The 14297-nt window shown below is 45.8% G+C and carries 13 protein-coding genes; 12 read left to right on the top strand and 1 reads right to left on the bottom strand.

Annotation, left to right across the window (positions count from 1 at the left end):
- The first annotated feature begins 243 nt into the window (after window positions 1-243).
- From MH117_RS10725 to holA, 6 genes are all read left to right on the top strand, one after another.
- Window positions 244-972, top strand: coding sequence for a ComEA family DNA-binding protein (locus MH117_RS10725; RefSeq protein WP_239328635.1), 729 nt, complete (start codon window positions 244-246; stop codon window positions 970-972).
- Between the two features lie 148 nt (window positions 973-1120).
- Window positions 1121-1642, top strand: coding sequence for a deoxycytidylate deaminase (locus MH117_RS10720; RefSeq protein WP_239328634.1), 522 nt, complete (start codon window positions 1121-1123; stop codon window positions 1640-1642).
- Window positions 1643-1748: 106 nt separating this feature from the next.
- A complete protein-coding gene (locus tag MH117_RS10715) occupies window positions 1749-4337 on the top strand; it encodes a ComEC/Rec2 family competence protein (RefSeq protein ID WP_239328633.1) in 2589 nt (862 codons plus the stop codon).
- Between the two features lie 251 nt (window positions 4338-4588).
- On the top strand, window positions 4589-5137 hold the full coding sequence (locus MH117_RS10710) for an RNA polymerase sigma factor (protein WP_239328632.1): 549 nt from the start codon (window positions 4589-4591) through the stop codon (window positions 5135-5137).
- On the top strand, window positions 5134-6429 hold the full coding sequence (locus tag MH117_RS10705; RefSeq protein ID WP_239328631.1) for an anti-sigma factor family protein: 1296 nt from the start codon (window positions 5134-5136) through the stop codon (window positions 6427-6429). The genes MH117_RS10710 and MH117_RS10705 overlap by 4 nt, the downstream gene beginning before the upstream one ends.
- A gap of 298 nt (window positions 6430-6727) precedes the next feature.
- Window positions 6728-7771, top strand: coding sequence for a DNA polymerase III subunit delta (gene holA / locus MH117_RS10700; RefSeq protein ID WP_239328630.1), 1044 nt, complete (start codon window positions 6728-6730; stop codon window positions 7769-7771).
- Between the two features lie 57 nt (window positions 7772-7828).
- Here the strand turns inward: holA and rpsT are convergent, their stop codons facing one another.
- Window positions 7829-8101 carry a 30S ribosomal protein S20 gene (gene rpsT, locus MH117_RS10695; RefSeq protein ID WP_239328628.1) on the bottom strand — a complete coding sequence of 91 codons (273 nt, stop codon included), beginning with the start codon at window positions 8099-8101 and terminating at the stop codon, window positions 7829-7831.
- 54 nt (window positions 8102-8155) lie between these two features.
- On the opposite strand from rpsT, the gene MH117_RS10690 reads away from it, so the two are divergent.
- The 6 genes from MH117_RS10690 (at window position 8156) to MH117_RS10665 (ending at window position 14220) form a co-directional block, all read left to right on the top strand.
- Window positions 8156-8296: a hypothetical protein gene (locus MH117_RS10690; RefSeq protein ID WP_239328626.1), complete on the top strand. Its 141-nt coding sequence runs from the start codon at window positions 8156-8158 to the stop codon at window positions 8294-8296.
- Between the two features lie 61 nt (window positions 8297-8357).
- Window positions 8358-9359, top strand: a complete 1002-nt coding sequence (gpr, locus tag MH117_RS10685) for a GPR endopeptidase (protein ID WP_239328625.1) — start codon at window positions 8358-8360, stop codon at window positions 9357-9359.
- A 271-nt stretch (window positions 9360-9630) separates the two neighbouring features.
- Entirely contained in the window at window positions 9631-10476 is an 846-nt protein-coding gene (locus tag MH117_RS10680) for a response regulator transcription factor (RefSeq protein WP_239328624.1), read from the top strand.
- A complete protein-coding gene (locus tag MH117_RS10675; protein ID WP_239328623.1) occupies window positions 10473-12203 on the top strand; it encodes a sensor histidine kinase in 1731 nt (576 codons plus the stop codon). Before MH117_RS10680 ends, MH117_RS10675 begins: the two co-directional genes overlap by 4 nt.
- A 154-nt stretch (window positions 12204-12357) precedes the next feature.
- Window positions 12358-13665, top strand: coding sequence for a stage II sporulation protein P (locus tag MH117_RS10670; RefSeq protein WP_239328622.1), 1308 nt, complete (start codon window positions 12358-12360; stop codon window positions 13663-13665).
- A 105-nt stretch (window positions 13666-13770) separates the two neighbouring features.
- Window positions 13771-14220 (top strand): hypothetical protein, encoded by a 450-nt coding sequence (locus MH117_RS10665; protein ID WP_239328621.1) that lies wholly within the window; start codon window positions 13771-13773, stop codon window positions 14218-14220.
- Window positions 14221-14297: the final 77 nt, after the last annotated feature.

Here is a 14297-nt window from a genome sequence, read left to right as displayed (position 1 = left end):
CTATTCCCTCCTTTTATGAATGACGATCTGCTTGTTGTTCGGTGTTGCTGTCGTTTTAATTGAATTTTCGGAGATATGATAGGGAGCGTTCCCGGTATCTTCTCCATGTTAACCTACTATATGTTGACACGGCTTGACCTTATTACAGCTTGCGCTGTAGGGTCAGTCATATGTGCCCTTGTATAGGGCCACATATTTGGACGAAGGTATCGATTCACGATTACGTGACAAGGGGCGTTTATGATGAAAAGAAAAGAGTATAACCAATCAGGCACACGTACGTGGCTGGGATCATGGACTGTAGTGTCTATATTTGCAGCAGCGGGTATGGTGTTATTTGCACTTATGTGGCTGCCGGTGCAGTCGGAACAGGATGATAGCACTTGGCGGTATGTGGACAATCAAGTTCAACAGCTATTAAATGAGGAAAATGGCAGCGAAGAAAGCGGCAAAAGTGTTATCCCAAAGCAGTCTGTTCCGATATCTAATAACGGCAAGCCCACTAGCATTGACGCTGGAGCATTTCAGCAGCCAGGGGGACACCAGCTAGGTGAGGATTCACCTGCTTCATTGCATCCCGTGCAAAATAAAGAGGCAGTAGTCGGTTCCGGCCTAATGACCCCATCCACCCAAGGTGTGCCACATCCCGCTACAGCTCCAGTCGACATTTCAACTCCTAACCGTACTGCTGTACCTCAGCCAGAGACTCGAACAAATATTGTATCTGACACGACTTCTGCCGTCATGTCCAAGCAGACAACTCGTACAGATGAAGGCATGATTCATATTAATAGCGCCAGCGAACAGGAGCTCACAAGCCTTCCGGGGATTGGACCCTCCAAGGCAAAGGCAATTATCGCCTATCGCGAGAAACATGGCATGTTTAAGGCAGAGAAGGATCTGCTGAAGGTTAAAGGTATTGGGTCCAAGCTGTATGCAAAGATTAAAGGCCACGTCTCTATTCAACCATGAATGTGATCTCTGCAGTTGCGCAGTTGTGGCGGTCTGCTTACAATAGACATATCAATATGCTGTATTGTCTTTTATTTTGCGGAGGCAGGGCATTTAATTGCTGTGTATGATAAATGATAACGATTAACGAGACAGGGGTTTCGCGAACATGACATCAACGATAAGAAAAGACTGGGACACCTATTTTATGGATATTGCTTATATGGTATCGACTCGCTCCCAATGTCCGCGAAGGCATGTGGGCGCTGTACTTGTACAAGGGAAGAAGCTGCTTGGTACTGCATACAACGGTGCGCCTATGGGAGTGCCTGATTGCAGCGAGGCTGGCTGCATGATTGCTGAGCAGTTGGAAGTTGTGATGCTTCCTGATGGGACGGAAGAGATGGTGAAAAAGCAGCGCTGCATTCGCACTATTCACGCCGAGCAGAACTTGCTGTTGTTTACGGATCGGACGGATCGGGAGGGATCAACTGTCTATGTGACGGACCAGCCCTGCTGGACATGCGCGAATATGCTTGCGAACAGTGGGGTAGTAGAAGTTGTCTACCATCGTCTATACCCGAAGGATACCGACAAAGTATCTCTTATGATGCAGCAGAAAGGGATCATATTCCGACAGTTGGACCATTATCAGCCCCCGCAGGAGACAATCATGGATACGATTAATTAATATTGTGGTATAACGAAGAAGGAAGAACCTTCATGCGAATAATATGAGCAAATTTGCTCATGTTCATTCGTGTGAAGGTTTTTTGTGTTGGAAGGAGTGAACGTTTATGTTCATGCAAAGACCTATTGTCATCTTTGCTTGCTGTTGGGTGCTTGGGATCCATCTCGCTGCTGCTCTTCCTGTTCAGCAAGCAGCGATAGCTATAGCCGGACTGATCCTTTGTATACCCGTGATGGTAAAGCTGCGTTTGCTTCGTCTTTCATATGCATCCGTTTACGCACTTGCACTGATAGCAGCGCTGGTCAGTTTTATTTGGTATGATACGCAGCAGATTACATCCATTCCGATCGAGCGAGAGCTCTTACCAGGGGAACACATTTCAGGTGCCTTGTATGGGGTTATTGGATCCCCAATTGAACGTGATGGCGACAAAATCCAATTTCGTCTAAGAGCGGACAAATGGCTGCCGGACCAGGAACCAGAGATAAATCTGGATTCAGAATGGATATTGGTTACGCTTTTATTAAAGCAGGAACAGGAGATCCAACAGGCGCAGCAATGGAGACAAGCCGAGTACATTAAAATAACAGGGCAACTAATGAGGCCTGGTGAAGCGGATAACTTTGGAGCGTTTAATTATCGGCAGTACTTAAAAAATGAGCATATATATTGGCTATTTCAGGGGAAAGGAGTATCAAGTGTTCAGGTTATTCGAAAGATTCAATTATGGAGCATAGATGCGGCTAAAGGGAAAGTGGAGGAATTAAGAAAATATGGCGCATCTTTGTATGATCGAATGCTTCCAAACGATCAAAGTACATATATGCAAGGATTAGTGCTAGGACTTAGAAGTGATCTTGATGTGGATATTGAGCAGTCCTTTGCACAGTTGGGACTGACCCATATTTTGGCCATCTCTGGACTGCATGTGGCTGTATTTGTAGGGACATGTATGCTGCTGCTAAAACGTATGCGATTGACTAAAGAGCGCTCATTAACGGTTGTGATTATGCTTATTCCCGCATATGTACTATTTACAGGGGCTTCACCGTCTGTTATCCGCGCAGGATTAATGTCAATGTTGGCTTTGATCGGGATCAGACAAGGCTGGATGAGGGACGGCCTACATCTGCTGTGCATTTCTTTGCTCCTCATGCTCTGGTGGGAGCCGTATTATGCGCTTAACGTTAGCTTTCAGCTCTCCTACGCAGTCACGGCTGGATTAATAATAGGAGTCCCACCTGTAATGAAGGTGCTGCCTGTATCGTGGCCAGTATGGCTGCGCTCTTCATTAACAGTCACTGTAGTGGCACAATTGATGTCGTTTCCGTTAACAGTATACTATTTTAATCAAGTGTCGCTATTATCGCTTTTTGCTAACTTTTTATTTGTCCCTTTTATTAGTTTGATTGTGCTGCCATTAGGAACACTTACCCTAGTTATTGCTGCTATTTCGGATACGATCGCTCAGCCATTCGTTTGGCTGCTAAGCCAGTTCAATCAATGGACTTTTGGTATGGTCAAAATAGTAGCTGATATTGAAGGTGCGATTATGATCTGGCCGCGGCCGCCTGTATGGTGGATCGCCGTGTATTACATATGCCTGCTGTTCATGCTTAAGGCTATGCACCAGCTTGCAGCGAATCGTGCAGAAAGAGCATTTCGCCACCAAGTAGATGATACTGTGCCATTAGAGGGATTTCACACTATCCCTCGCAGCGCTGACCGTCCTATATGGATAAGGTTCAATGTAGTGCTATGTGCTTTTGTCCTCTTATGGATTCATGGGTATCATGTTGGTCAGCCTGAAAGTACGACGATATCTTTTATTGATATAGGACAAGGGGACAGTATCCTAATTCGTACGGCGGGAGGAAGCAACGTATTGGTGGATGGTGGGGGAACGATCTCATTTGCCAAGCCTGGCGAGCAGTGGAAGCAGCGCCGCAAGCCCTATGAAGTGGGCAAAAGCAGGTTAGTACCTTTACTGAAACAGCGGGGCATACGACATCTGGATGCCGTAATACTGACACATGGTGATACGGATCATGCAGGGGGATTACATGCAGTATTGGAGCATGTGCCTGTAGATCGATTGATCATGAACGGGACTTGGAAGCGTTCATCTACTATGGAACAGCTGTATCATCTGGCGCATAATCGCCACATTCCGGTTGTCTCATGGAGGGCAGGCGATCAGTGGGTATTGGACGATGAGACACGGCTTGATGTACTATATCCGATTCAGGACTTGAATAACGGAATAGCCTTGTTGGATGATCAAAATGATGCTTCACTTGTTATGCTGTTATCGATGATGAGTGGAGAACAAAAGGCTACATTGCTGTTAACAGGAGATATCGGCGCAAAAGGGGAGCTGGATATGTTGGATGAATGGAGATCTGCTGGAAAGGGGATGGCATCTGCGAGAGAAAGATTGGATATGCTGAAGGTGGCTCATCATGGCAGCAAGACCTCGACCTCTGAGGATTGGGTAAGTTATTGGCGACCTAAAGCGGGGGTGATTTCCGCAGGTCGAAACAATCGATATGGTCATCCGCATGATCAAGTACTGCGTACTTTGCAGGAGGCTGGCAGCAGCATTTATCGAACGGATCTTCAGGGTGAAGTGCAAGTCGTTATGACGGATCAAGGTTTGAAGGTTCGAGTGAAACGTGATAGGATTGCACAGTAGAACGCTGTCAATCATATTATGATGTGTCCGTTCCCATAAGTTTTTGCTTGTGCAAGTATACATATTTTTTCTTAACAATCGCCACTGACAATATTTACATTGTTTGCTATGCTGGTAGCTTAAGGCATATTCCTTAAGCTTATTAGCGGTGCTCTCTACACGAGCAGCCCATAAAATTAAAAAAATTGATACGCTCTGCAACCATTTTCGCTATTGATGCGTCAATGGATATGCAAGAGAGGGGGATCCTAGTGGTAGAGCCTGAACTTATCCGATCTGCTCAATCAGGAGATCGAGAAGCTCTTATAACCCTTTTGCGAGAAATAGAACCATATGTTTACCGTACAGCATATTATTTGCTGCACAACGAACAAGATGCAATGGACGCGTCCCAGGAAGCATTAATTCGGATTTATACCAAGATCAATTCCTATGAAGAGAAAGCGCAGTTTAAGACATGGGTACAACGTATTGTGACCAATATCGCGATTGACAAGTTTCGCCGTACGAAGCCGACTGTCTCGATTGACGAACATAGTTTAGTGTTTAACGGGGAACACAATGTAGAGAAAGAAGTGCTGTCCGCCTACGCCGCACAAGATATTCGTGCAGCGATAGACCGCCTTCCCGAACATCATCGAGCTGTAGTCGTTCTGCGGTACCTTCAGGATTTCTCTTACAACGAAATTGCGGAAAGTCTTAATCTACCGCTTAACACGGTTAAGTCTTATTTATTCCGCGCGCGACAACAACTGCAAACGATGCTGCAAGATTATGAGAAAGGTGGTGTGCGAGGATGAACTGTTCAGAGGTGATGACACTTATGCAACGTCAGCTTGATCATGACCTAGACGAGTTGGAGCATAGCCTGCTGACAGAACATATAAGTCAGTGCCCCGCCTGTGCCGAGATGTTTGAACGGCTTACGATGTTACATGATGATTTGGAGATGTTGCCTAAGGTGACTCCCAGATATAGTCTAGTTGATTCTATCCTGCCTCAATTAGATGAAATTGATCGAAGAAATTCAGACCAGCAAGCTGCGGCATTGGCTTCATCAGATGAGTTATACAAACAAGAACGGTCCGATAATGTACAGGTGCCTAAGTCTACACGACCATCCTCAGGGCTATGGAAGAAACGCTTTAATTGGCGTGCGGCAAGTGCAGTGGTCGCAGCAGGGGTTGTGTTTGGACTTTTTATGGTCAATTATCAGCATATGAATTCGAGCGAATCCGCTGATTTTAGCGCATTGCAAGATCAGGCGAAGTCTGACCAATATAATCAGTCTTCAGAGCAGAAGGGCACGCAAAAATCTGAACATGCATACCGATTCGATGAGGGGCAAGATAAGAATAAGGATCTTCCAGCACAGGGTCAGAAGTCGGTGGGAGCAGATCAGACACCATCAACGCCACCAGATTCTAAGTCTGTACCCGGAGGTTCTGCTGAGTCAGATAACAATCCGTCGCGCGGCAAGGTGAGCAAGGAGCCAATCCCAGCCTCTACCTCTACGGATGCTTCAAAGAAGAGTACTGCGCCGGTGACTGAGCCAAGTAAACCGCCCGCTCAACATAATAAAGACAAATCACCCGAGCAGGAACGAGGACTTTTGCCTGGAGATAGGGACAAGGACAAGGACAAAGAAAAAGGGACCGTTGAGAGCAATGTGGATCAACCTCCTGGCACGATGAACTTTTTTAAGATCGATGACATAGTTGAAGCTGCTTCTCCAGATCAGCTTTATGTAGTTAAGTGGCAAGCCAACAAGCTATCATTGTTCAGCAAGACTGCATATACGAGCAAAGAGATTCAGACTGTAGCACTACAAATGAAACCTGTATCCATCCAGTGGTCTGATGACAGCAAACAGATTCTCGTCACGCTAAATGATGGTCAAGAGCAGCTTATTGCTTATGCAATCACCGATCTCGGGATGGCTAGTATGGATCCTGTTTTATTCTCGCCTAACCCGTTAAATAACAAACAGAGCCATTCGGATTCTAACTTGAGCGGCAGTCAGGATGATACGGTCAAGCAGTCGCCTTCTGAGTCCGGAGAAGAAACAAGTTCTGCTAATAGCGGTGGATAGAGACAAGGCTCACTGGAGTAAGCAAGGCAGCGTGTTAACCGTATTTTTTTAATTAAGGGTACCGATTTGTATGCACACATTGCTTACCGCGTACGTATAGTATCATATAAAGTAATAAGTAAAGGCGTTCCCGTACGTCGTATGACCGTTAGCGTTAAGGACCTAGGCCTGTTAAAGCGCTGACGTTTATCATAGATGGTATGGGACAAAGGGATTGTGTGGCAATTGCCGCACAGTCCCTTTGTTTTTGGGGTGAAGTTTGATATGATCAAGAACGACAGGTTAGGGGGAATTAAACGTGGATTTAAAGACAGCCGTTAAGGAGATCAAGCGAGGAGAATCGCGCTCCTTATACGTGCTATATGGAACAGAAAAATACCGCATGCAAGAGTTCGTACAATTATTAGTAGACAAGCTTATCCCGGAAGAGCACCGCGACTTTGCGATTATGAAGATGGATACTACGGAGCATGCGATTGAAACGGTAGTCGAGGAAGCGGAGACGATGCCATTTCTGGTTGAGCGTAAGCTGATTTTAGTAAAGGACCATTCCATCTTTGCGTCCGGCAAGGATAAGCTGGAGCATCGTACGGATCGCCTGCTGGCATATATGGCATCTCCGCTTGAGAGCAGCATTGTTGTGTTTCTTGTGCAGGCGGACAAGCTGGATGAACGTAAGAAGACGGTCAAGTTAGCTAAGACAGCAGGTGTGGTGCTGCCCTTTCAGCCTTTCAGTGCGGATGAGCTCATGCAGTGGGTTGCAAAGCAAGTTGAATCCGTCGGCAGTAAGATAGATGCACAGGGGATTGAAGCTTTACTGAACAACGCGGGAACCCAATTGCAGACTTTATCTGCGGAGATTGAGAAGCTAAGCTTATATGTAGGGCCTGGAGGGTCTATACATGCAGATACGATTGGGCAGTTGATTACGAAGACGACAGAGCAGAACGTATTTCGGCTTGTCGAGGATGTCATCAAGCGTCGTCCGGAACAAGCGATGCAGATGTTCCGCGAGCTGCTGAAGCAAAAGGAGGAGCCGATCAAGATACTGGCCCTAATTATTCGGCAATTGCGAATGATGCTGCAGGTGAAGGAGTTAACGGGCCAGAGCTTCAGCCAACAGCAAGCAGCCTCTCAGCTTGGCCTGCATCCCTATGCTGTCAAGGTAGCTGCGGAGCAAGCTAGAAGCCATGACGCAGCCTCACTAGCGATATGGCTGGCTGAAGCGGCGGAGCTTGATTACGAGATGAAGTCAGGTCGCGTGGATAAGACACTCGGCTTAGAACTGCTTATTCTTAGAATCGCGGCAGACATGCCACGCACAAAAGAAGCCCGAAGGTAAACGCAAGTGCATTTACCTTCGGGCTTCTACGCTTTAAGCTCTAAGTATGAAAGGCTCTTAAGCTTGTGCTTGCAGAGCGTTCAATTTTTGTGCCAAGCGAGACTTCTTGCGAGCAGCTGCGTTCTTGTGTACCAAGCCTTTAGTCACAGCTTTATCCAATTTCTTGGACGCCAAAGCAACTGCTGCTGTAGCAGTTTCCACTTCGTTGTTAGCCAAAGCTACGTCTGCAGCTTTAACAGCTGTACGAAGTGCGGATTTTTGAGAAGCGTTCAACAGACGACGTTTGTCATTTGTTTTTACGCGTTTAACAGCGGATTTAATGTTTGGCATTGCTTTCACCTCCGTTGCATCGTAGTGCGACAATAGAATCTATTTCACCAATGCATGATAAAATGGATTCACAACTTAAAGTATTCTATCACGTTGTATAGTAAAAAGCAATACATGATGAGCAGCAATGCCCCTTTGCTTGATAGTGAGGAACGATCAGATGCGAACGTTTTCGGAACGAAGCAGCCCGTATAACTTTGTGTGCGCTAACGCACAATACGACCATAACCATATTGGTATTACGGGAGGAAACAGGATGACAGCTGATCTGAGAGATTATTCGGTCCGAACGGACTTGGCGCTTGAAGCAAGAGAACTAGCCCAGCCTGACGTACATATTCCGATTCCAGGCGTTCAGGAGAGCGTGGAGCATAAGGCGGGAATTAAGGTGACAAGTATTCATGTGCAAAATGAAGAGGGCTCACGTGCAATTGGTAGAGTGCCAGGACGCTATGTAACGATGGAAGTCCCTGGCTTGCGGCGCAAAGATTCAGACTTGCAGGATCGTGTCGCTACAAAATTCGCCCAATTGTTTGCCGGTTTCTTAAAGGATATTGGCATTAAGCCAACTGACAAAGCTTTAATTGTTGGCTTGGGCAACTGGAATGTAACACCAGATGCGCTTGGACCAATGGTTGTTGAAAATGTATTGGTGACGCGACATTTTTTTGAGTTAATGCCGGAGCAGGTTAGTCCTGGCTACAGAGAAGTGAGTGCAATCGCGCCTGGCGTTCTAGGCATTACGGGAATTGAGTCAAGCGAAATTGTGCAAAGTATCGTGGATAAGACAAAGCCAGACCTTATTATTGCAATTGATGCATTAGCTTCCAAAGCACTTGAGCGAGTCAACACAACTATACAAGTGGCGGATATCGGTATTCACCCCGGCTCGGGCATTGGCAACAAACGTAAAGGATTGACCAAAGAAATTCTCGGTGTGCCGTGTATTGCGATAGGGGTACCCACAGTATGTTACGCATCAACGATTGTGAATAACGCAATTGAGATGATGAAAGAACATTTTAAGGGGCAGACTGCACAGACACGCGACATTCTAGGCATGCTGGACGAGATTGGCGAGCAGGACAGGTTGTCATTGGTCAAGGAAGTGCTGGAGCCGCTTGGTCATGATCTGATTGTTACGCCAAAAGAAGTAGATGAGTTTATGGAAGATATGGCGAACATTATTGCCAGCGGATTAAATGCAGCGCTGCATGAAGCAGTTGATGCTGACAATGTAGCTGCTTATACTCACTAAGTAAGCATAACGTTGCGTCTAGTATCTAATCATTTCAATTTGTGAATTCAGCCGTCAACCATACTAATGGGATGACGGCTTTTTTCTTTCATAAGATATAGCTTGTTTACCAGCGCATAGCTAAAGTCAATGGCATAATAGTTTGGATACCCACTGTTCATCCGTTAAGGTTCTGTTAAGGCAGCGTTTGGCATCAGGAAAGCTTCGTCATGTAGTCTAAAAGAAGATCAAAGCCATTTCTCGTGGTGGTGAGGTACAATTGATGACATAGATGAGCGTAGTAAGAGCAAGGACAAGGGAGAGGATAGATATGATGGAGTGGCGGGAAGCTAGCGTATTGGTTGTTGAGGACGAAGCAGCCTTGCTGAACCTAGTAGTGACTGTACTTCGAAAGGAAGGGTTCCTTCATATACATACTGCGTCTGACGCAGAACAAGCATTAGAGCTGTGTCAGCAGCGTTTCATGGACTGTATCATTTTGGACGTAACGCTGCCTGGGAGGAGCGGGTTTGATGTTGCCCCCCATATTCGGGCACATACTGATGCGCCGATTGTATTTGTAACAGCTAGAATGACAGATCTTGACAAGCTCACAGGCTTTGCGTTAGGTGGTGACGATTACGTTACAAAGCCGTTTAATCCTCTGGAACTGGCGGCACGTGTGAAAGCACATTTGAAGCGTCATCTTGCACTGAAACAGCGTGTGATCGAAGGTATACCGACACAGCAAAAGATGTATATGGCGGAAATGACACGCTCTGCCTCTAAATCAAAGCCATTCAACGAATATGACTATGGACACTTCCTAATTCGCGAGGAAGCAGGGGAATTAATAGTAGATCGGAAGCTTGTAGATTGCCCTGCAATGGTATTTCAACTCCTGCTATTTTTATGTAAAAATCCTGGTCGAATCTTTTCAAAAGGGGAGTTATATGAAAAAGTATGGGGGTTGGACGCCTTAAAGGATGACAATACCGTTATGGTCCATATTCATCGCATACGGGAACGAATTGAACCTAACCCAAGCGAACCTCAATATTTGCTTACGGTACGTGGCATGGGATACAAGTTGATCGGTGCAAAGTCTGGAAGCGGCAGTGAATCGGGGACGACATGAATACGACTCGTAGATTAGCTTGGCATTATGTACGGCAGTGGACGTTTGTGGCTCTTGTGCTGATTGTTTGTGCTGTAGGATTACTGTTTTGGATTGCGGAACGAATGTCTTCATTGGATATGAACCGATCTTTTTCTAGGAATGGAGTGGATTACATAACGGAGTCCTTATATAAGGACAGTACCGGCTCTTTAAGATGGAACGGCGACATGGTGGATCAAGTAAAAGCAAGCAAGGGCTGGATGCAGTTGCTAGATGTAAACGGACGTGAGTTGTACGGCTTTTTTACACCGGATGATGTGCCCAAGCAATATGATGCAGGTGCGCTTGCAGCATATATGCAGCGTACAGTGCCTTTTCCATATGAGATTGTTGTGTACATTAGGATGGTAGGCGAGGACATGTATACGATTGTTTACGGCAGCAAGCCGCAAGCAGAGGAGTTGCTGGCCAGATGGCAGGTGGAAAAGGAAATGATGCTGCCAGAGATGCGCAAAATTCATGCATGGACACAACTGTTGGATAAAGCCGGAAATGAATTGGAAAGCTGGAACAAGCCTGCCAGTGCAGGTAATGAAAAACGGATGAATGCTAGTGATCTTGCACTTCGTTCAACTTATGAAGAAAGGTATCGAGAGCAATTTGCCTATCAATATGACGAACTAACAGGCAACACGTGGGTACTTAGGATGCCCTATGATCCCGCTCAGGCTGCAGTTGATGTTGCCGGATTCCGAATAGAGAAAGAGTCCGATCTCATTATCATTGGAATCATTGTATTTCTGATTATTATGCTGCTGTTGTTTGTCCTTATGGCATCTTGGCAAAGTACGCGCAATGCGCGGCCATTATCACATTTTATGCGATGGGCGGCACAAATGGCGCAAGGGAAATATACCGAGCCAGTGTTGAGCAGTGGACGATCGCCTGCATTTAGACGGAGTGGAAAAATGAAATCGAACTATCGACTTTACGGAGATGTGCGTCAGGCTATGGAACAGTTGTCCCAACGATTAGAAGCAAGCGAAGACGAACGAACACTGCATGAGGTGCAGCGCGATCAATGGCTTAGTGGCTTGTCCCACGATCTAAAGACTCCACTCGCATCGATTATCGGTTACGCGCATCTGTTAAATGCGGAACAATATAATTGGACGGAAGAGGAACGTAAGGAATTTACAAGGTATATTCAACAGAAGGCGGAACGGATGGACGCTCTGATTTTAGACTTGAATTTGACTTATCAATTGCAAAGTCAGTCGCTCCCACTTCAGCTGGAAGCCATTGACCTTAACAGCTGGTTAAGAGAAACCTTAGCAGGTATGCTGCCGATTGTCGACTACCCCACTGCCAAACTGGAGTTTGATCCTGCACCACACCCTGTTTATTGGAGCATAGACGCAAGATATCTCACCAGAGCTGTTGAAAATGTATGTATGAATGGCTGGATTCATAACCCGAGTGGAACAACCGTCAAAGTGAAGCTTGAAGAGACTTGTGCTGACGTAATCATTTCGTTTCATGATGATGGTAAGGGGATGGATGATGAGTTGCAAAACCATTTATTCACACGTTATTATCGTGGGCGAACGACAGATGATTCGGATAATGGCAGCGGGTTAGGTATGGCAATTACGAAGCAGCTGGTTGAAGCGCATGGCGGATCGATTCTAGTATCCAGTCATATTGGAAGTGGTACCATTATTCAATTTCAATTTCGAAAATAAGGTTCTAGCAGATCGGTTATCCTCATAGATTCTAGTAACAGCAATCTTTTAAACTCTTTTAAAGCTATTTCATACTATTAAATAGTTTTAGAAGGTGAATCGTAGTTCAAGATTGCTAGGGTCGCTAGACTGCAAGTGAGGGAGGACCATTTAAATGAAGCCAACGGTAAAATGGATTGATATTGCACGTTTTAAGCGAAAATGGCTGGAATTGTTGACGATGGGGCGTACATTTCTGCTTATGGCTCTCGCATCGGCCGTGTTTATAGTGGTAATCGGAGTCGGGGGTATTTTGGAGCAGCGTCTTCAGACCTCTCCCTTATCCTCAATGAAAGGTGCCGCAGCGCAAATTTCAACTCAATGGTTTGCCAACATGTTAGCAATGGAAATGCCAACGATGGAATCGTCACCCGAAAAGGCGGCACTGTCACGCCAAGATGTGGCCCACATGCTTGTGAGGCTTGTAACCAATGTCAATCCGCTTGATCCGAAAACACTGCTAGCAGGTGAGATGCCTGGCGTGAGTCGAGATACATCTGTACCGTTAAGGTTGGCAATTGGTAATCAAGCTGCCAAAGGGCCGGAAGAATTTGTACCCGCACCAGGCGAAGAGGATGGTGCTGAGCATGGAGGAGCCCCAGAGAAGGCTCACGATGATGAGAAGAATGGTGACGTGGGTCAGTCAGAGACGGACAAGCCTGATTCTGAGCCAGTTGATGAATCGGCTCAATCGAGTCATACCGATGATGAAGTCGTGTTTATTTATCATTCACACAACCGTGAATCGTGGAAGCCTGAACTGGAGAAGCAAACGGACAATCCGAACGATGATAAGAAAAATATAACTCTCGTAGGAAAACGGCTGCAGGAACAGCTGAAGAAGCAAGGGATTGGCGCACTTCACTCGAGCAAAGACTACGTATCTACTATACAAGGTTACAATTGGAATTTTTCTTATAAATATTCGAACCAAACCGTAAAAAAGGCCATGAGCAATAATAAAAACTTGAAATTTTTCTTTGATATACACCGCGATTCCGCACGGCGCAAAGATACAACGGTTACGATTAAAGGAAAAGCGTATGCGCAGGTGTACTTTGTGATCGGACATCGGAATCCGAACTGGAAAGAAAACGAACAATTTGCCGCTGACATTCATGAGAAATTGGAAGCCAAGTATCCGGGTATTTCCCGGGGAATCTGGGGGAAAGCAGCCTCAAAAGGCACAAATGGGGAATACAACCAGTCTTTATCTCCGAATAGTGTCATTATCGAGGTAGGTGGCATTGAAAATACGTTGACCGAAAGCAATCGTACAGCAGATGTGCTGGCTGAGTTGATTGCTGAAGTAATAAAGGAACAAAAGGGAGCTAAACCTGTAACCAAACCGATCTCTAAGCCATTAAATAAACCGGCTGCAACAGTAAGTAAGCAAACGACAAATAACGGGAATCAAGCGTAATGGTTTGCGTTAATTCTTATAAAGGGTCGGCATGCAAGCTGCATCCAGATCGTACTACTTCCAAGTCGTTGCATAGACATGGCATGTCTTATAGGGGGGATAAGCATGAAATGGTTTGGTCCTAAGTTATTTGGTTTGCTCGGTTTACTGGCGTTGGGGATATGGATTGGTATGGAGTTGACACAGTCAGGAATTGAACGCGTATATGGGCCTATGGCCACTACATCACAACAGACTGTTCAGAGTATCCAGGATACTCAACATGCACAGACGCGAGACATTACGTTGCCTGCTGATCGAAAATCCATTCAGGAGGGAAGCAGAACAAAGTCTCAACGTACAGATGAGGAAGTATGGACCGAGGATGAGAATCGGGAAGATGGTAGCTTACCTGTTGGTGTCTATGAGTCAGATATTCAGCGCGAATCTAATTCTCAACCACCAGCAGAGGATGCGCCTGTCAATAAGTTGGCAGACAAGACAGCGGGAATCCTTCAGCAATTATCCGAGGCGGGAATCCAAGCGGTAGTAGGATTGTTTAGCGGGTTGTTCTAAAGGTAAAGTTTGATTTCCTTGTTGCCATTGCTGAGGGCCTTCACTTCCGGTATAATAAATAAATTGAATATATGGCC

The organism is Paenibacillus sp. ACRRX, from assembly GCF_022346885.1.
GTDB lineage: Bacteria > Bacillota > Bacilli > Paenibacillales > Paenibacillaceae > Paenibacillus_B.
This window is presented reverse-complemented; position numbering and strand designations above follow the sequence as displayed.

Bases quoted from the DNA above. Each gene is read 5' to 3' on its own strand.
- MH117_RS10725 (WP_239328635.1), top strand. From the start codon at position 244: ATGAAAAGAAAAGAGTATAACCAATCAGGCACACGTACGTGGCTGGGA.
- MH117_RS10720 (WP_239328634.1), top strand. From the start codon at position 1,121: ATGACATCAACGATAAGAAAAGACTGGGACACCTATTTTATGGATATT.
- MH117_RS10715 (WP_239328633.1), top strand. From the start codon at position 1,749: ATGTTCATGCAAAGACCTATTGTCATCTTTGCTTGCTGTTGGGTGCTT.
- MH117_RS10705 (WP_239328631.1), top strand. From the start codon at position 5,134: ATGAACTGTTCAGAGGTGATGACACTTATGCAACGTCAGCTTGATCAT.
- rpsT (WP_239328628.1), bottom strand. From the start codon at position 8,101: ATGCCAAACATTAAATCCGCTGTTAAACGCGTAAAAACAAATGACAAA.
- MH117_RS10690 (WP_239328626.1), top strand. From the start codon at position 8,156: ATGATAAAATGGATTCACAACTTAAAGTATTCTATCACGTTGTATAGT.
- gpr (WP_239328625.1), top strand. From the start codon at position 8,358: ATGACAGCTGATCTGAGAGATTATTCGGTCCGAACGGACTTGGCGCTT.
- MH117_RS10680 (WP_239328624.1), top strand. From the start codon at position 9,631: ATGAGCGTAGTAAGAGCAAGGACAAGGGAGAGGATAGATATGATGGAG.
- MH117_RS10675 (WP_239328623.1), top strand. From the start codon at position 10,473: ATGAATACGACTCGTAGATTAGCTTGGCATTATGTACGGCAGTGGACG.
- MH117_RS10670 (WP_239328622.1), top strand. From the start codon at position 12,358: ATGAAGCCAACGGTAAAATGGATTGATATTGCACGTTTTAAGCGAAAA.
- MH117_RS10665 (WP_239328621.1), top strand. From the start codon at position 13,771: ATGAAATGGTTTGGTCCTAAGTTATTTGGTTTGCTCGGTTTACTGGCG.